This is a genomic window from Cellulomonas phragmiteti, from assembly GCF_016862775.1.
GTDB classification, from domain to species: Bacteria; Actinomycetota; Actinomycetes; order Actinomycetales; family Cellulomonadaceae; genus Cellulomonas; species Cellulomonas phragmiteti.
Map to the genome: position 1 here is coordinate 144,148 of NZ_BONP01000001.1, position 17,226 is coordinate 161,373.

Genomic DNA, 17,226 nt, shown 5'->3' on the forward strand with positions numbered 1-17,226 from the left:
CATTCCTATTCGTGACGGGGTCGCCAGGGACCTCGGTCCCGACACTGCCACGGCACGCGGGCGCACGCCCGCGCACGCCCGCGTCCCGGTCGCGGCGGCCGCGCGGCGGTGCCCCGGTCGTCAGCGGGCGACGGCCTCGCCGAGCCGCGCGTCGCGGGCGACGACGGTCTCGCCGTCGCCGACCGCCAGCTCCAGCGTGCCCGTCGCGCGGCCCGCGTTGCGGACGTCGTCCAGCGCGGCCTCCACGCCGGCGCGCAGGGCTGGCGGCACCTCCAGCACGGCGTGCTCGACGGGCGTGCGCATCGAGACCTTGGCCTCCGACTTGACCTTGCGCAACGCCGCCAGCGCTGCGCCGGCGCCCGCCACGAGGCCCGCGTCGGCGTCACCGGCCGCGGTGCGCAGCGTGCCGCTCGTCGGCCACGGGGCGCGGTGCACCGTGCCCTCGCGCCACCACGACCAGACCTCCTCGGTCGCGTACGGCAGCACGGGGGCGAACAGGCGCAGCAGCGTGTCCAGCGCCAGGCCCAGCGCGGCGCGCGCCGACGCGGTCGCGGGCGTGACCTCGGCTGCCGAGGCGCCGGCGCCGTAGGCGCGGTCCTTGACGAGCTCGAGGTAGTCGTCGCAGAACGTCCAGAAGAACGTCTCGGTCAGCTCGAGGGCCCGGGTGTGGTCGTAGGCCTCGAGCGCCGCCGTCGCCTGGTCCACGACGGTCGCCAGGCCCGCGAGCATCGCCCGGTCCAGCGGCTCGGTGACCTGCGACGCGTCGAGCGGCACGGGCTCGTCCGCTGCGCCGAAGGAGAGCACGAACTTGCTCGCGTTGAGCACCTTGATCGCCAGCCGGCGCCCGATCTTCATCTGGCCGACCTCGAACGCCGCGTCGGTGCCGAGGCGCGCGCTGGCCGCCCAGTACCGGACGGCGTCCGACCCGTGCTCCTCCAGCAGCCCCATGGGGGTGACGACGTTGCCCTTGGACTTGCTCATCTTCTTGCGGTCGGGGTCGAGGATCCAGCCGCTGATCGCGGCGTGCTTCCACGGCAGCGTGCCCTCCTCGAGGTGCGCGCGCACGACGCTCGAGAACAGCCAGGTGCGGATGATGTCCTGGCCCTGGGGGCGCAGGTCCATCGGGAACGTCCGCGAGAACAGGTCCGGGTCGTCGAGCCAGCCGCACACGATCTGCGGCGTCAGCGAGCTCGTCGCCCAGGTGTCCATGATGTCGGGGTCGCCGACGAACCCGCCGGGCACGCCGCGCTGGTCGGCCGTGTAGCCGGCCGGCACGTCGCTCGACGGGTCGACGGGCAGCGCGGCCTCGTCCGGCACCAGCGGGGAGTCGTAGAGCGGCTCGCCGGCCTCGTCGATCGGGTACCACACGGGGATCGGCACGCCGAAGAACCGCTGGCGCGACACCAGCCAGTCGCCGTTGAGCCCGCCGACCCAGTTGTCGTACCGCACGCGCATGAAGTCGGGGTGGAAGGCCAGCTCGCGGCCCCGGGCCAGCAGGTCGGCCCGCAGGTCCTCGTCGCGCCCGCCGTTGCGGATGTACCACTGGCGGCTCGTGACGATCTCGAGGGGCTTGTCGCCCTTCTCGTAGAAGTTCGCCTTGCGCTGCGTCGCCACCGGGTCGCCCAGCAGGTCCCCGGACCCGCGCAGGGCCGCGACGACGGCCTCCCGCGCGCTGAACGTCGTCTTGCCGGCGAGCTCGCCGTAGACGGCGCGGCCGTCCGGCGACGTGATCCACTCCGGGGTGTCCCGCAGCACGCGGCCGTCGCGGCCCACGACCGAGCGCGTGGGCAGGCGCAGCTCGCGCCACCACTGCACGTCGGTGAGGTCGCCGAAGGTGCAGCACATCGCGATGCCGGCGCCCTTGTCCGGCTCGGCGGCCGGGTGCGCGAGCACGGGCAGCGCGACGCCGAAGAGCGGGCTGGTCACCGTGGTCCCGAACAGGTGCTGGTACCGCTCGTCGTCCGGGTGGGCGATGAGCGCCACGCACGCGGGCAGCAGCTCGGGGCGCGTGGTCTCGATGACGACCTGGCCGCCGTCGGCGCGGTGGAACGCGACCTTGTGGAACGCTCCGGGGTAGTCGCGCGCCTCGAGCTCGGCCTGCGCGACCGCCGTCTGGAACGTCACGTCCCACAGCCCGGGCGCCTCGGCCTGGTAGGCCTCCCCGCGGCCGAGGTTGCGCAGGAACGCGCGCTGGGAGACGGCACGGGCCGTCGCGCCGATGGTCTGGTAGGTCATCGACCAGTCGACCGACAGACCGAGCCGGCGCCAGAGCGCCTCGAACTGCAGCTCGTCCTCGGCAGAGAGCCGCTCGCACAGCTCGATGAAGTTGCGGCGCGAGACCGGCACCTGGTCGCCCGGCTTGATCGACTTGCCCTCGCCGCCCTCGTGCGGGGGCACGAAGCCCTCGACGTAGGGGAGCGACGGGTCGCAGCGCACCCCGTAGTAGTTCTGCACCCGGCGCTCGGTCGGCAGGCCGTTGTCGTCCCAGCCCATGGGGTACATGACCTCGCGGCCGCGCATGCGCCAGAACCGGGCGACGACGTCGGTGTGCGTGTAGGAGAAGACGTGGCCGACGTGCAGCGAGCCGGAGACCGTCGGCGGCGGCGTGTCGATCGAGTAGACCTGCTCGCGCTCGGCGGTGCGGTCGAAGGTGTACGTGCCCTCGTCGGCCCATGCGCGCGACCAGCGGTCCTCGAGCCCGTCGACCGTCACCCTGTCCGGTACCTGGCGGGCGGCGCGTGCGCTCGTCGGGGTCGCGGTCGGGGGGGTCTGCTCGCTCATGGTCACCCATCCTCCCAGATCGCGGCCGTCCCCCGTGCACCCGCGACCGGTCCGCGGGGCACCTGCGGAGCGGTCGGCGCGCCTGCCCGCGGTCAGCCCGCGAGAGGCCCGCCGCGTGCGTCCAGCAGGTCCTGCAGGACGACCTGCTCGCGGGTCTGGGAGTCCACGACGCCCTGCGCCAGTCGCAGCACCTCGGGGTGCCGGCCGTGCTCGACGGCGTAGCGCGCCATCTCCACGCCCCCGGCGTGGTGCTCGATCATGAGGGTGAGGAAGAGGCGCTCGGCGGTCACGCCGTCGGCCGCGCGCAGCTCGGCCATGGCGTCGGCCGGCACCCAGCCCGGCATCGACTCCAGGCTCCCGGTGCCGGGGGTGGAGCCGTGGCCGTGACCGGGCCCGGTCATCCAGGCCATCGGCCCGGCGGGCGAGGCCGCGGGCAGCCCCCACAGGCGCAACCAGGCGGCCATCTGGCCGATCTGCTGCTGCTGGATCGTGAGGATGTCCAGGGCGATGGCGCGCAGCGTCTCGTCGTCCGAGCGGTCGCGCACCAGGACGGCGAGCTCGACCGCCTGCGCGTGGTGCGCCTGCATGTCGCGCGCGAAGCCGGCGTCCACGGACGTGTCCGAGGGCCGGGCCGCATCGGGCCGGGCCACCAGTGTCGCGCCTGCCGCGGCCCCGACCAGGAGCGCGAGGGCGACCAGCACGGCGACCACGACCCGTGCCGTCCCCGTCAGGGACGACACGGCCTGGCCCAGGGCCGAGCGTGCGCCGGCAGGTGCGGCGGGCAGGCCCGCCGCAGGGTCGCTCACGCGGGCGTGCCCACGCCGTTGCTGCACAGCGCACCGGCCTCGGGCAGCTCGGGGTTGAGCAGGTACTTGCGCAGGAACACCGGCAGGCGCTCGTCGTCGGCGTCGTCCAGCTGCAGCTGGTAGCCCCAGGCGGAGGCGACCACCGGCGACGGCACGCCCGGGTAGGGCGAGACGAGCACGTACGGCTGGCCCTCGGCGAAGGCGCGCAGCGTGGCGACCTGGTCCGCGGGGAGCTCGGGGTCGTAGGTGATCCAGACGGCGCCGTGCTCGAGGGAGTGGACGGCGTGCTCGTCGACGACCGGGTCGCTGTACACACCGCAGTTCTGCCAGACGGCGTTGTGCTCGCCGCCCACGGGCGGCGTCTGCGGGTAGTCGACCTCGGTCGAGACGTGGTCGAAGGAGAGGTCCTCGAAGCTCTCGACGCCCTCGATCTCCGCGGCGGCCTGCGCCTCGAGCTGCGACGCGCGGCGCGCCTCGCCCACGAGGACCACGGACGTCACCGCCACGAGCGCGACGACGAGGGTGCCGACGACGCCCACCACGATCGCGGTGCGGCGTCGGGCGGTGCGGCGCTGCTCGGCCTGGACCGCGGCGAGCCGGGCGGCCCGCTCGTCGCGCTGGGACGTCTTGCTCATGCGTGGCTCCGGATCTCGGGCGGTCGGCGTCCGGTCCAGGCTACGCGGAGTTGAAGCGTCAACCAAGTGGAGGGTCAGGCGCTGGTCGCGCGCCGGGCGCGGTACGCGGCCACGTGGGCGCGGTTGCCGCAGCTGTTGACCTCGCAGAAGCGACGGGAGCGGTTGCGGGAGAGGTCCACCAGCACGGCGGAGCAGCCCTCGCCCTCGCACACCTTCATGCGGGCGTACTCGTCGGACCGCACCAGGTCGACGACGCCCATCGCGGTCTCCACGACGATCACCGTCGCGAGCGCCGCCCCCGGGGCCGTGGCGTGCAGGTGCCAGTCGAGCGCGTCGTGGCGGACCAGGAAGGGCACGGCGTCCGCCTCGAGCAGCATCGCGTTCACCAGCTCGGCGGCGGTGTCGCGGTCGACCGTCCACAGGTGCGCGACGCGGTCGCGCGTCGCACGCACGGCGGCGACCTCGGCCTCGTCGCGATCGTGCCGACCCGTGTACCCCCAGCGCGTGAAGTAGTCGTGGACGTCCTCGACGGTGGTCATGGCGTCGTGCCCGTCACGCCGGCGGGCGGTGTTGACGAGCTCGGCGGCAGCCAGCAGGTTCATCTCCGTGTCACGAGCAAAGACCACATTGACTCCTGTCGGTGCGGGCGGCTACCGTCACGAGCATAGGTGCAGGTGACTGCTGACAACCGGGAGACGACGTGCAGGGTACGGGGACGCGCGGCGTCGGGATCGTCGCGGGGCTGATCGCCGCCCTCGCCTTCGCCACCAGCGGGCCGGTCGTCAAGCCGCTGCTCGCGGCCGGGTGGAGCCCGGGCGCGGCCATCGTGGTCCGCCTGGCGATCGGCGCCCTGCTGCTCGCCGGCCCGGCCCTGTGGTCGCTGCGCGGACGCTGGGCCGCGCTGCGCACCGACTGGTCGACCGTGGTCGGGCTCGGCCTGCTCGGCGTCGCCGGCGCGTCCACGATGTACTTCTTCGCCGTCGAGCGGCTGCCCGTGGCGGTCGCCCTGCTGGTCGAGTACACCGGGCCCCTGCTCCTGCTGCTGTGGGCGTGGGCGCGCACGGGCCGGGTGCCCGCACGCGCCACCCTCGTCGGCGCGTCCCTGGCCATGGGCGGCCTCGTGCTCGTGCTCGACGTCACCGGCAGCGTGCGGCTCGACCCGGTCGGCCTGCTCTTCGCCGGTGCGGCGGCCATCGGCAACGCCGCCTACTTCGCGTTCACCGGGCGACCCATCGCGCTGCCACCGGTCAGCCTGGCCGGCGCGGCCATGGCCGTGGGGGCCGTCGTCGTCGGGCTGCTCGCGCTCGTGGGCGCGCTGCCGGTGGAGGCCCCGGACGTGCGCGTCGACCTGATGGGCGCGCAGGTCCACTGGATCGTGCCGCTGCTGGTCGTCGGGGCGGTCCCGACGGCCTTCGCCTACGGGATCTCGGCGGTCTCCGTGCGGCTGCTCGGCGAGCGGCTCGCGTCCTTCCTGGCGCTGTCGGAGGTGCTGCTCGCCGTCGCGCTCGCGTGGGTGCTGCTCGGTGAGCAGCCGCTGGTCGTGCAGGGGGTGGGCGCGCTGCTCGTGGTCGGGGGCGTCGCGCTGGTGCGCACCGGGTCCGAGCGCGACGTCGTGCGCGGTGCCGCGCCGCCGCCGGCGGTCGAGGTTCCCGTCGACGCCGCACGCGCCCCCGAGCCTGTCTGACCCGCACGGGCACCGCGTGCGGCGCGACGACGGCGCGGGTGTGGTGGGGTGGCGCCGTGCAGGTGCTCCCGACCACGCCGTCCGCGCTCGTCGCGCACCTCGTCGACCTCGCGGCCGCCGCACCCGGCCGGCGGCGCGTGCTCGTCGACGGGGCCGCCGCGCTGGAGCCGACCGCGCTGGCCGACGCGCTCGTCGTGCCGCTGCGCGCCGCGGGGCGCGCGGTCGTGCGCGTGCACGCCGACGACTTCCTGCGGCCCGCGTCGGTGCGCTACGAGCACGGACGCCAGGACCCCGACGCGTACCTCGAGGACCGGCTCGACGTCGGTGGCCTCGCGCGCGAGGTGCTCGACCCGTTCGCGGTCGACGGCACGTACCTGCCCTCGCTGTGGGACGCGCGGCGCGACCGGGCGACCCGTGCCGCCCGGACGCGGGCACCCGAGGGCGCAGTCCTCGTCGTCGACGGCGAGCTGCTGCTCGGGCGGTGGTTCGACGTCGACCTGACCGTCCACCTCACCGTGCGTCCCGCGACGCTCGCGCGACGGCTCGGCGACGAGCGCGCCTGGCTGCTGCCGGCGTTCGCGCGGTACGACCAGGAGGTCGCGCCGCAGGACGTCGCCGACGTCGTGGTGCGCCTCGACGACCCCCGCCGCCCCGCGCTCGTCGTGCGCTGAGCCGGGCGCAACCTGCCGTTCACGCGGACCGGGCTAGGCTCGACGGGCAGGGACGAGCAGCCAGGAGGCGCACCAGGTGGCAGGTCTGACGGTCGGGTACGCGGCGATGCTGGAGCAGTTCCACCCGCGCGAGGCGGTGGAGCTGTCGGCCTACGCCGAGCAGCACGGGTTCTCCGGGGTCATGGCCGCCGACCACTTCGCGCCGTGGGTCCCCGCGCAGGGGCAGTCGTCGTTCGTGTGGAACGTGCTCACGGCGATCGGCGAGAACACGACGGGCGACCTCGGGCCCGGGGTGACGGCCCCGACGTTCCGCTGGCACCCCGCGATGGTCGCGCAGGCGTCGGCCACCCTCGCCGCGATGTACCCCGGTCGGCACTGGCTCGGCCTGGGGTCCGGCGAGGCGCTCAACGAGCACATCGTGGCCGGATACTGGCCCGAGGCGCCCGAGCGCATCAACCGCATGTTCGAGGCCATCGACCTCATCAAGAAGCTGTTCTCGGCCTCGCTGGCCGGCAAGGACGTCAAGCACTCCGGCACGTTCTACAAGCTCGAGTCGACCCGCCTGTGGACCATGCCCGAGGTCGCCCCGGAGATCCTGGTCGCGACCGCCGGGCCTGTCACCGCGAAGCGCACGGGCCGGCACGCCGACGGGATCATCACCGTCGGGGCGCCGCTGGAGAAGATCACCGGGCTGTTCGGCAAGTTCGCCGAGGGCGCGCGCGAGGCAGGCAAGGACCCCGACGCGATGCCCAAGGTGCTGCAGCTGCACCTGTCGTGGGCGCAGACGGACGAGGTGGCCCTCGCCAACGCGATGCACGAGTGGCCCAACGGCGGCATGAAGTTCCCCAAGGCCGACATCCGCTCGCCGTTCGACTTCGAGCAGATGGCCAAGCTCGTGCGGCCCGAGGACTTCGAGGGCCGCATGGTCATCTCCTCGGACCCCGACGTGCACCGCACCGAGATCCAGAAGTACGTCGACCTCGGGTTCGACCGCATCTACCTGCACAACGTCGGCCGCAACCAGCGCGAGTGGATCGAGGTCTTCGGCCGCGACGTGCTGCCGAAGCTCGGGCGCTGAGCGTGGGGGAGCTGCGGGTCTGGGCGCCCGACGGCATCCCCGAGGTCGTGCCGGGCGACGACCTCGTCGCCCTGCTGGTCGCGGCGCTGCGGGCCGACGCGCGCGTCGACGCGGACCACGCGCTCGTCGACGGTGACGTCGTGGTCGTCACGAGCAAGGTGGTGTCCAAGGCCGAGGGTCGCGTGGTCGCCGCCGACGACCGGGAGCAGGCGATCACGGACGAGACCGTGCGCGTCGTCGCGACGCGGGAGCACCCCGGCGGCGTGACGCGGATCGTGGAGAACCACCTCGGCCTGGTGATGGCGGCCGCCGGGGTCGACGCCTCGAACACCCCCGAGGGCACCGTGCTGCTGCTGCCGGTCGATCCCGACGCCTCGGCGCGGGCGCTGCGGGCCGGGCTGGCCGCGGCGTTCGGCGTGCGCCTCGGCGTGCTGGTCACCGACACCGCCGGCCGCCCGTGGCGGCAGGGCGTCACCGACCTGGCCATCGGGGCGGCAGGCGTCGACGTGCTCGACGACCTGCGCGGACAGCTCGACACGTTCGGCCGCCCGCTGACCATGACCGTGGCCGCCGTGGCGGACGAGATCGCGAGCGCCGCCGAGCTGGTCAAGGGCAAGGCCGCGGGACGGCCCGTCGCGGTCGTCCGCGGTGTCGGTCACGTCGTCACCGACGCCGACGGCCCCGGCGCGCGGGTGCTGGTGCGCACGGGGCCGGACGACATGTTCCACCAGGGCTCCGCCGAGGCGTACGCGCAGGGGTGGAAGGACGCGCTCGAGCGTCCGGGGCGGTAGGACGAGCCCGGTGGCGACGGGACCGGACGTGTCGGACGGGGCGCGGACCGCGCATCCCCCGGTCGTGCTCGTCGTCGACGCCGCCAACGTCGTCGGGTCCCGGCCGGACGGCTGGTGGCGCGACCGTGCCGGGGCGGCGACACGCCTGCTGGGTCGGCTCGGGGGTGTCGTCGGAGCGACCGTCATCCTGCCCGGCGGTCCGACGGCCCGGGTGGCTCGCGTCGAGGTCGTGCTCGAGGGTGCGGCGCGCGCGGCCGTCGACCCTGGGGTCGTGGGCCTCGCCGTGCACCTCGCCCCGCGCGACGGCGACACCGAGGTGGTCGCGGTGGCGTCGTCCGTCGGCTCGGGCGCGGTGGTCGTGACCGCCGACCGAGGGCTGCGCGCACGCCTCGGCCCGGCTGCGGTGGCGGGACCCGGCTGGCTGCTCGAGGTCCTCGACGACGTCGCTCAGGCCGCTGCGGCAGGACGTGGGTAGACGAGGCGCCGGTACAGCCACTCCGCGGGACCGCGGCGCCCCGCCGCCTCGAGCGTCACCGCCACCACGAGGGTGACCAGCCACACGCCCACGGCCCACGCGACGACCTGCGCCGAGCCCAGGTGCTCCCCGAGCCCGCCCGCCCACGGAGCGAGGGGCAGGACGAACAGCACCGACTGCAGCAGGTAGCAGCTCAGCGACCGGCTGCCGACGGCGCGCAGCGCGCGACCCGCCGGCCCGAGCGTGGTGAGGGTGGTGCCGCGGGCAGCCACGACCCAGCCGACCAGGGCGGCGAACGCGACGCCCCCGGCGGCCCCCGTCATCTCGTGCAGCATCGCCGACCCGAACGCGTCGAGCGCGGAGGGGTCGCGCAGCCGGGCCACGGCGGAGGCGAACGGCACCGCACCGACGACGCTGACCGCCAGGCCGCCGACGGCCGTCCGCCGCAGCAGGGGCAGGTGGTCGGCGGGCCGCTCGAGGACCTCGCGGCGCGCCGCCCAGATCCCGACCAGCACGAGCGGCAGCGCGACGACGACCCCGAGGGGCGCGCCGACGAGGCCGCTCAGCGCGCGCGTCGCCATCGCCATCAGCGCCGACTCCTCGACGGGGACCTCGAAGGGCTCCACGCCGAAGAGGTCGGTGAGCACCATCGCGGCGCTCATGAACCCGCCCAGCACCCCGGCGACGGGCAGCACGAGGGCGGCGGTGACCAGCAGGGTGCGGTCGGACGCCCGGACGAACGCGACGGCGAGCAGACCCGCCAGGCCGTAGGCGCCGAGGATGTCGCCCTCGAAGAGCAGGACGACGTGCACGGCGCCGAACGCGACGAGCACGGCGGCCCGCCGCAGCAGGTCCGTGCGGCACGCCGGCCACGGCACCCACGCCGCGGCGCGCCGCCGGACGACGACGCCGATGCCGTACCCGTACAGCAGCGCGAACATCGGCATCGTGCGGCGGTCGACGAACAGGGACACGACGCCGTCGACCGCCCGGTCGAGCGCGGACGAGTCCACCGGGCGCAGCCCGAGCCCGACGGCACCACCCGAGAGGTGGATGACCGCGTTGGCGATCGCGATCCCCAGCAGCGCCAGGCCGCGCGCGACGTCGGGTGCCACGGCCCGGCTGCGGGCGGCGAGCGGCTCGATCGGCGGGTGCGCCGCCGGGATCGGCACCGGTGCGGCCTGCGGCAACGAGGGGTGCGGAGTCGTCATGCGCCCATCGTCCCGGCTGCCCCGGTGCCCGCGCCTCCGTCGCGCGGATGGTCCCGGTGTCGGTCGTGCGGTGGACCCGCGGCCGGTGGTCAGGCGGCTGCGCGTCAGCGAGCCGCCTTCGCCGCTGCCTTGGCGGCGCGCTTCGTCTCGCGGACCTTGCCGAGGGACGCGGCGTCGCGGACGTCGGCGATCGAGCGGAACTCGTCGTCGCCGTACGCACCGGCAGCCTCCCGCCACCCGGCGGGCTGCACGCCGCGCTGCTTGGCGAGCAGCGCGAGGAAGATCCGGGCCTTCTGGTCACCGAAGCCCGGCAGGGCCTTGAGCCGGCGCAGCACGGTCGGCCCGTCGGGGTCGCCGTCCGTCCAGATCCGGGTCACGTCGCCGTCGTGCTCGTCGACGACGGCCCGCGCGACCGCCTGGATGCGCCCCGCCATCGAGCCCGGGTAACGGTGCACCGCCGGCGGCGTCGCGCACAGCGCGGAGAACTCCTCGGGGTCGGCCTCCGCGATGCGGTGCACGTCCCAGCCGCCCATGCGGTCCGCGATCTTCGCCGGCCCGGCGAAGGCGGTCTCCATCGGCACCTGCTGGTCGAGGAGCATGCCGACGAGGAGCGCGAACGGGTCGGTGTCGAGCAGGCGGTCGGCGGCGTCGTCGCCGGTCATCCACAGCGGGTCGGTCATGACCCCATTCTGACGCAGCACCCGTCCCGCGAGCAGGTGCGCCGCCCGCTCAGATCCGACGTGCGGCGAACGCCAGCATCGTGGGGATCGTCGCGAACCAGCGCTCGTCGTCGGTCCACGCGTCCTGCGGCGCGCGGTGGTGCGGCAGGGACGGCGGCTCGTCCAGGTCGACGACCGCGAGCCCGGCATCGCGCAGGCGCCCGACGTACCAGGCCAGCGGCCGGTGGTAGTGGCGGTGACCGCCGAAGGTGTCGATCCACCACTCCTCGTGCGCGAGGTAGCCCGTGACGCGCCGGTGCCGCCCACCGTCGTCGGCCGGCTGCTGGTGGAAGAACGCCGGGTGCAGGATCGACGCGACGAGGACCCCGTCGTCCGCGAGGTGCGCGGCGACGTCGGCCAGCAGCCGGTCGAGCTGCGGCAGGTCCATGAGCACCATGTGGCTGACGACCGCGTGGAACGGGCCGGGCAGGCCGTCGGGGAGGCCCGCGGTCAGGTCGCCCACCTCGAACCGCAGCGTCGGGTGGTCGCGGCGGGCCCGGGCGACGAGCGCGGTGCTGCCGTCCACGCCGACGACCGAGGCGCCGCGCGCGGCGAGCAGGGCGGTGAGCCAGCCGTGGCCGCACCCCAGGTCCAGCACGCTCCGGCTGCCCTGCGGGACCCAGCGGCCGAGGAACGGCTCGAACCTCCGACGGAACGAGTCGTCGGGTCCACCGGCGACCGCGACGTAGCCGTCGGCGGAGCGGTCCCAGGCGGCGAGGTCGGCGGTCGAGCCCGTCATGCGGCCATCGTCGCGCACGGGCGCCCACCGGCGCGAGAGCCGCACGCCACGAGCGGCTGTGGACGAACCGGACATCCGGGCCTCCGGACTCGCTACCCTCGGCCCGCTCCGGCGAGCACCGCCGAGCGACGAGCAGGGGAGCGACGTGCGGACACGCCTGACCTACCGCCGCCCGGTACCGGACCGGGTCGTCGAGGTGGACGTCGTCGTCACCACCGACGCGGGTGCGACCGTCGCGGACGTCGCCGACGCGCTCGTGCGGGCGGAGGCCGTCGCCGGGCGCGCGGTCCCCGGGCCCGTCACGCTGGCGCTCGCCCCGCCCGACGGCGGGGCCCCGCGGACCCTGCCGCGTCGTGCCGGACTGGCCGACGCCGGCCTGCGTGCCGGGTCCACCGTGGGCCTGACGGTCGCCGCCGACGAACCTGCCGGCACCGGTGTCGCGCCGCACGACGCGCACGCGCGCCTCACCGTCGTCAGCGGCCCGCAGGCCGGGCTCGAGGTGCACCTGCCGCTGGGCACGACCACCGTCGGGCGCGGGCCCCACTGCGACGTGCGGCTCACCGACCCGCTGGTCTCCACGACGCACGCGCGCATCGTGGTCGGCGACGCCGTCGAGGTGGTGGACGCCGGGTCGTCCAACGGGGTGGTCATCGGCTGGGGCCGGGTCGACCGCGCCGCCGTCGGGCCGCGGGACTACGTCGTGCTCGGCGACACGATCCTCACGCTCACGCGTGTCCGACCCGCGGACGGTTCAGGCGACGGGGCCGCCGTCGTGGCGTTCAACCGGTCGCCGCGCGTCGTGCCGGTGCACCCCGAGCGGACCGTCGAGGCACCCGCGCCGCCCGAGCCCGCCCGGCCCGGCCGCTTCCCCCTGGTCGCGCTCGCCGCCCCCGTCGTCATGGGGGCGGTGCTGTACGCGGTGATGCCCCGCCCGGCGACGCTGGCCTTCCTCGCGCTGAGCCCGCTGCTGCTCGTCGCGGGCTGGGTCGACAAGCGGTTCTCGGAGCGACGGCGGCTGAAGGAGGAGACGGCGACCTTCCGGGCGTCGCTGGACGCGCTCGAGCAGGACCTCACCGCGGGGGCCGAGGAGGAGCGGCGCGTGCGGCTGGGCGAGCTGGCGTCGACCGCGCAGGCGGTCCGTGCCGCACGCGACCTCGGTCCGGTGCTGTGGTCGCGCCGCCCGCAGGCCCCGGCGTTCCTCGCGCTGCGGGTCGGCGTGGGCACGTCCGCGTCGCGCACGACCGTGCGGCTGCCTGCGCGCGGACGGGCAGGTGCCGAGCACTGGGCGCTGGTCGAGAGCCTGCGGGACCGGTTCGCGGACCTCGAGGGCGTGCCCGCCGAGGTCGGGCTGCGCGACGTCGGGGCCGTGGGTGTGGCCGGTCCGCGTGCGCACGTCGACGACGTCGCACGCGCGCTCGTCGCGCAGCTCGTCTGCCTGCACGCCCCCTCGGAGCTCGTCGTGACGGGCGTCGCGTCGTCGTCGAGCCGCGACCGCTGGGACTGGCTCAAGTGGCTGCCGCACGTCGCCTCCCCGCACAGCCCGCTCCCGGGGCCCCACCTCGCCGCCGACCCCGTGACGGCCACCGGGGTGGTCACGGCGCTCGAGGAGCTCGTCGCCGCGCGGCAGGCGCTCGGCCGGCACGCGGAGGCGGCCGAGCCCGCCGTGCTGCTGGTCGTCGAGGACGACGCGCAGGCCGAGCGCGGCCGCCTGGTGCGGCTCGCGGAGGACGGTCCCGGCGTCGGTGTGCACGTGCTGTGGTGCGCGGCGCAGGTCGAGGCGCTGCCGGCCGCGTGCCGCGCCTTCCTCGCGGCCGACGAGCACGGGGTGCGCCTGGGGCGCACGCGCGACGGGCGCTGGGACGACGTCGCGTGCGAGCGGCTCGAGGTACCGGCGGCGACCGACCTCGCGCGGCGGCTGGCGGCCGTGGTCGACGACGGCACACCCGTCGTCGACGAGTCCGACCTGCCGCGCAGCGTCGGGCAGCTGAGCCTGCTCGGGCCGGAGGTGGCCGACGACCCGGAGGCGGTCGTCGAGCGGTGGCACGAGACCGGGTCGGTGCTCGCCCGCACCGGCTCACCCGTGCGGCGCCGCGGGGACGCGGGACTGCGCGCGGTCGTCGGGCAGGGCTCGACCGGTCAGTTCGTGCTCGACCTGCGCACGCAGGGGCCGCACGCGCTGGTCGGGGGCACGACCGGCTCGGGCAAGAGCGAGTTCCTGCAGTCGTGGGTGCTGGGCCTGGCCACCGCGCACAGCCCGGACCGGGTGACGTTCCTGTTCGTGGACTACAAGGGCGGCGCGGCGTTCGCCGACTGCGTGGACCTGCCGCACGCCGTCGGGCTCGTGACCGACCTGTCGCCGCACCTCGTGCGGCGTGCCCTGGTCTCGCTGCGGGCCGAGCTGCGACGCCGTGAGCACCTGCTGCAGCGCAAGGGCGTCAAGGACCTGCTCACCCTCGAGCGCACGGGGGACCCGCAGACCCCGCCGTCGCTCGTCATCGTGGTCGACGAGTTCGCGGCCCTGGCCGCCGACGTGCCGGAGTTCGTCGACGGGGTGGTCGACGTCGCGCAGCGCGGCCGGTCGCTCGGCCTGCACCTGGTGCTGGCGACCCAGCGGCCCGCGGGCGTCATCAAGGACAACCTGCGCGCCAACACCAACCTGCGGGTCGCGCTGCGGATGGCCGACGAGGCGGACTCGGTCGACGTGCTCGGCACGCCGCTGGCCGCCGGCTTCGACCCCGCGGTGCCGGGCCGTGGCGCCGTCCGCACGGGACCGGGCCGGCTCGCGCTGTTCCAGGCGGGGTACGCCGGGGGCCGCTCGAGCACGGCGCCGCCGCGCGCCGGCGTCGCGCTCGAGAGCCTCGAGTTCGGGCCGGGGGAGCCGTGGGACCTGCCGGCGCCCGTCGACGTGCCGGGCACCGACGACGACGAGGGGCCGACGGACCTCGCGCGCACCGTGCGCACCGTGCGCGCCGCCGCCCGTGCCGAGGCGATCCCCCCGCCGCGACGGCCCTGGCTGCCCGAGCTCGCCGCCGTGCACGCCCTCGAGGAGGTGGTCGACCCCACCCGGTCGGGGGTGGTGCTGGGCGTCGTCGACCGGCCGGCGCGGCAGGAGCAGCACCCGTGGGCGTGGGACCCCGACGCGGAGGGGTCCCTCGTGGTCCTCGGGACGAGCGGCTCCGGCAAGTCCACGACGCTGCGCACGCTCGCGGTGAGCGCGGCCCTCGGGACCCTCGGCGCCGGCGGGCCGGTGCACGTCCACGGCCTGGACCTCGGCTCGGGCGGGCTGGCGATGCTCGACGAGCTGCCCGTCGTGGGCTCGGTCGTCGACGGGTCCGACACCGAGCGCCTCCAGCGGCTGATGGGGATGCTGCGGGCCGCGCTCGACGACAGAGCGACCCGGTACGCCGCGGTACGCGCCGGGTCGTTGAGCGAGTACCGGACCCTCGCCGGGCGGCCGGACGAGCCGCGGCTGCTGCTCCTGCTCGACGGGCTGGCGGCGTTCCGGGAGGCGCACGAGGCCGACGCGGGGCGCACCGGCGCGTGGTCGGTGCTGCAGCGGCTCGTCGCGGAGGGGCGCCCGCTGGGCGTGCACGTCGCGATGTCCGCCGAGCGGCCCGGTGCGCTGCCCACCTCGCTCGCCGGGAGCGTGGCGCGCCGGCTCGTCCTGCGGCAGGCCGACGAGAGCGCGTACGGCGTGCTCGACGTGCCCAAGGACGTGCTGGGGCCGGCCTCGCCGGCCGGCCGCGGCGTCTTCGCCGGGGAGGGCGACGAGCTGCAGGTCGCGGTCCCCGGGGGCCGCACGGCGCCGGCGGAGCAGGCGCTGGCGATCACCGCGGTCGCCCGGCGGCTGCGCGACGCGGGGGTCCCTCCGACCCCGCCGGTGCGACGGCTGCCGACCGTCGTGGCCGCGTCGAGCCTGCCCGCCACCGTCGACGGCCTGCCGGTGCTCGGCGTCGCGGACGACACGCTCACCCCGTGCGGGTTCGCCCCGCGTGGCACCTTCCTGCTGGCCGGGATGCCGGGATCGGGTCGGACCACCGCGCTCGTCGCGCTCGGCACCTCCCTGCGGCGGGCGCTGCCCGCGGCCGGCCTGTACTACGTCGGGTCGCGTCGCTCACCGGTCCGCGAACGCGTCGCCTGGACCGGCGCCGCGAGCACGCCGGAGGAGATCGCGACGCTCGCGCGCGACCTGCTGCCCGAGCTCGCCTCCGCGCCGGCCGACGGGGCGCCGGTCGTCCTCGTCGTCGAGGCGATCGCGGACCTGCTCGGCGGCCCCGCCGAGCAGGCCCTCACCGAGGCGGTCCGCACCGCGCGCCGCAACGACCACTTCGTCCTCGCCGAGTCCGAGACGAGCACGTGGGGGTCGTCGTGGCCGCTCGTCGCCGAGGTGCGCAACGGCCGGCGGGGGCTCGTGCTGCAGCCCGACCACCTCGACGGTGACGCGCTGTTCCGCACGACGTTCCCGCGCATGTCCCGCGCCGAGTTCCCGCCGGGCAGGGGCGTGCTCGTCGAGCAGGGCCGCCTGCGGCGGGTGCAGCTACCCGTCGCCGACTGACCGGCCCCCACGGGCCTGTGGACGAACCGGGACGAGTCATGACGAAACTCGCTAGCGTCGGCGCCGGTGCACCGCACCGCGGCGGGGACGGACCCCGTCGCCACGAGCAGGGGAGTGCCAGATGGCGAACATCGACGTCAGCTACCAGGAGATGCGGGACGCCGCGACGCGCCTGACGGCGGGGCAGGACGAGATCACCGGCCGGCTGGGCGAGCTGCGGGCGTTCATCGAGTCCCTCGTCTCGTCGGGCTTCGTGACGGACCAGGCCTCGGTCGCGTTCGGCGAGTCGTACCGTCAGTTCACGCAGGGTGCGACGGACACCGTCTCGGCGCTGACGTCGCTCGGCGAGTACCTGCGCGCCGCAGCGGCCACGCTGGAGGACGCCGACGCGCAGCTCGCGGCGGGTCTGCGCCGCTGAGCACGGCGACCCGTCGCGGCCTTGTCGTCGGCCCCCGCGGGTCCGAGCGGGTCACGTCGGTCGGGGTGGGTGCGAACGTCGCTCACCCCGGCCGCACCAGCTCGGCGAAGACCACGACGTTCGCCCGGTAGTGCAGCACCTCGGGGTCCCACTCGCCCCCGCACGTGATGAGCCGCAGACCCGCGTGCTCGATGTCCCCGTAGACCGCGGCGCTCGGGAACAGGTCCTTCGGGTGCTCCTCGACGGCGGTCACCACGAACACCGGTGCGGTGCCGTCGGTGCGCACGACGCGGATCTCGTCGCCGGCGGACACCTGCGCGAGCTCGGCGAACACGCCCGGTCCGGCCCAGTCGACGTGCCCGGCGATCACGGCCGGCCCCAGCTCGCCCGGCGTGGGAGCCCCGTCGAACCACCCGGCCGGGAACCCACCCGGCGGGACCTCCATGGTCCCGTCCGCCTGCAACCCCAGGCGCATCAGCTCCGCGTCGACACCGATCGCCGGGATCTGCACCCGCACCGGGACGGACGCAGCCATCCGCAGGGGACCCTGTGCGAGGGCGGCCGACGGCAGGTCCCTGGCCGAGGTGTGGGTGGTATCGACGGCGGACGGCACGGAGGACGCGGTCGGCGCCCCGGCGCACGACGCCACCACCAGGACGAGCA

At 75.7% G+C, this 17,226-nt stretch carries 15 protein-coding genes; 7 read left to right on the top strand and 8 right to left on the bottom strand.

The annotated features are described in order from the left end of the window. Positions 1–120: 120 nt before the first annotated feature. From valS to Cph01nite_RS00735, 4 genes are all read right to left on the bottom strand, one after another. Positions 121–2,781 carry a valine--tRNA ligase gene (valS, locus tag Cph01nite_RS00720; RefSeq protein ID WP_203670438.1) on the bottom strand — a complete coding sequence of 887 codons (2,661 nt, stop codon included), beginning with the start codon at positions 2,779–2,781 and terminating at the stop codon, positions 121–123. Between the two features lie 92 nt (positions 2,782–2,873). Next, complete coding sequence (locus tag Cph01nite_RS00725) at positions 2,874–3,587, bottom strand: DUF305 domain-containing protein (protein ID WP_239068937.1); 714 nt, start codon at positions 3,585–3,587, stop codon at positions 2,874–2,876. Then, positions 3,584–4,222: a thioredoxin-like domain-containing protein gene (locus Cph01nite_RS00730; RefSeq protein ID WP_203670439.1), complete on the bottom strand. Its 639-nt coding sequence runs from the start codon at positions 4,220–4,222 to the stop codon at positions 3,584–3,586. The genes Cph01nite_RS00725 and Cph01nite_RS00730 overlap by 4 nt, the downstream gene beginning before the upstream one ends. Positions 4,223–4,296: 74 nt before the next feature. Then, a complete protein-coding gene (locus Cph01nite_RS00735) occupies positions 4,297–4,848 on the bottom strand; it encodes a CGNR zinc finger domain-containing protein (RefSeq protein WP_203670440.1) in 552 nt (183 codons plus the stop codon). A gap of 74 nt (positions 4,849–4,922) precedes the next feature. Between Cph01nite_RS00735 and Cph01nite_RS00740 the strand changes: the two genes are divergently transcribed. From Cph01nite_RS00740 to Cph01nite_RS00760, 5 genes are all read left to right on the top strand, one after another. After that, positions 4,923–5,906 carry an EamA family transporter gene (locus tag Cph01nite_RS00740; RefSeq protein WP_203670441.1) on the top strand — a complete coding sequence of 328 codons (984 nt, stop codon included), beginning with the start codon at positions 4,923–4,925 and terminating at the stop codon, positions 5,904–5,906. A gap of 56 nt (positions 5,907–5,962) precedes the next feature. After that, the gene (locus Cph01nite_RS00745) at positions 5,963–6,577 is read left to right on the top strand and encodes a nucleoside/nucleotide kinase family protein (RefSeq protein WP_239068938.1); all 615 of its coding nucleotides are present in this window, start codon (positions 5,963–5,965) and stop codon (positions 6,575–6,577) included. 106 nt (positions 6,578–6,683) lie between these two features. Next, positions 6,684–7,655: a TIGR03557 family F420-dependent LLM class oxidoreductase gene (locus Cph01nite_RS00750; RefSeq protein ID WP_203670650.1), complete on the top strand. Its 972-nt coding sequence runs from the start codon at positions 6,684–6,686 to the stop codon at positions 7,653–7,655. After that, on the top strand, positions 7,652–8,446 hold the full coding sequence (locus Cph01nite_RS00755; protein WP_203670649.1) for a coenzyme F420-0:L-glutamate ligase: 795 nt from the start codon (positions 7,652–7,654) through the stop codon (positions 8,444–8,446). Before Cph01nite_RS00750 ends, Cph01nite_RS00755 begins: the two co-directional genes overlap by 4 nt. A gap of 10 nt (positions 8,447–8,456) precedes the next feature. Further along, complete coding sequence (locus Cph01nite_RS00760) at positions 8,457–8,921, top strand: hypothetical protein (protein ID WP_239068939.1); 465 nt, start codon at positions 8,457–8,459, stop codon at positions 8,919–8,921. Here the strand turns inward: Cph01nite_RS00760 and Cph01nite_RS00765 are convergent. From Cph01nite_RS00765 to Cph01nite_RS00775, 3 genes are all read right to left on the bottom strand, one after another. Beyond that, the gene (locus Cph01nite_RS00765) at positions 8,894–10,132 is read right to left on the bottom strand and encodes a DUF418 domain-containing protein (protein WP_203670442.1); all 1,239 of its coding nucleotides are present in this window, start codon (positions 10,130–10,132) and stop codon (positions 8,894–8,896) included. The genes Cph01nite_RS00760 and Cph01nite_RS00765 overlap by 28 nt on opposite strands. A 104-nt stretch (positions 10,133–10,236) precedes the next feature. Next, complete coding sequence (locus tag Cph01nite_RS00770; protein ID WP_203670443.1) at positions 10,237–10,812, bottom strand: HhH-GPD-type base excision DNA repair protein; 576 nt, start codon at positions 10,810–10,812, stop codon at positions 10,237–10,239. Positions 10,813–10,861: 49 nt separating this feature from the next. Further along, positions 10,862–11,590 carry a class I SAM-dependent methyltransferase gene (locus Cph01nite_RS00775; RefSeq protein WP_203670444.1) on the bottom strand — a complete coding sequence of 243 codons (729 nt, stop codon included), beginning with the start codon at positions 11,588–11,590 and terminating at the stop codon, positions 10,862–10,864. A 145-nt stretch (positions 11,591–11,735) separates the two neighbouring features. Between Cph01nite_RS00775 and Cph01nite_RS00780 the strand changes: the two genes are divergently transcribed. Together Cph01nite_RS00780 and Cph01nite_RS00785 are read left to right on the top strand one after the other, a co-directional pair. Continuing rightward, entirely contained in the window at positions 11,736–16,145 is a 4,410-nt protein-coding gene (locus Cph01nite_RS00780) for a type VII secretion EssC family protein (RefSeq protein WP_239068940.1), read from the top strand. A gap of 121 nt (positions 16,146–16,266) precedes the next feature. Beyond that, on the top strand, positions 16,267–16,563 hold the full coding sequence (locus Cph01nite_RS00785; protein WP_203670446.1) for a WXG100 family type VII secretion target: 297 nt from the start codon (positions 16,267–16,269) through the stop codon (positions 16,561–16,563). 82 nt (positions 16,564–16,645) lie between these two features. On the opposite strand, the gene Cph01nite_RS00790 is transcribed toward Cph01nite_RS00785, so the two are convergent. Beyond that, positions 16,646–17,098: a class F sortase gene (locus Cph01nite_RS00790; RefSeq protein WP_203670447.1), complete on the bottom strand. Its 453-nt coding sequence runs from the start codon at positions 17,096–17,098 to the stop codon at positions 16,646–16,648. Between the last annotated feature and the right edge of the window lie 128 nt (positions 17,099–17,226).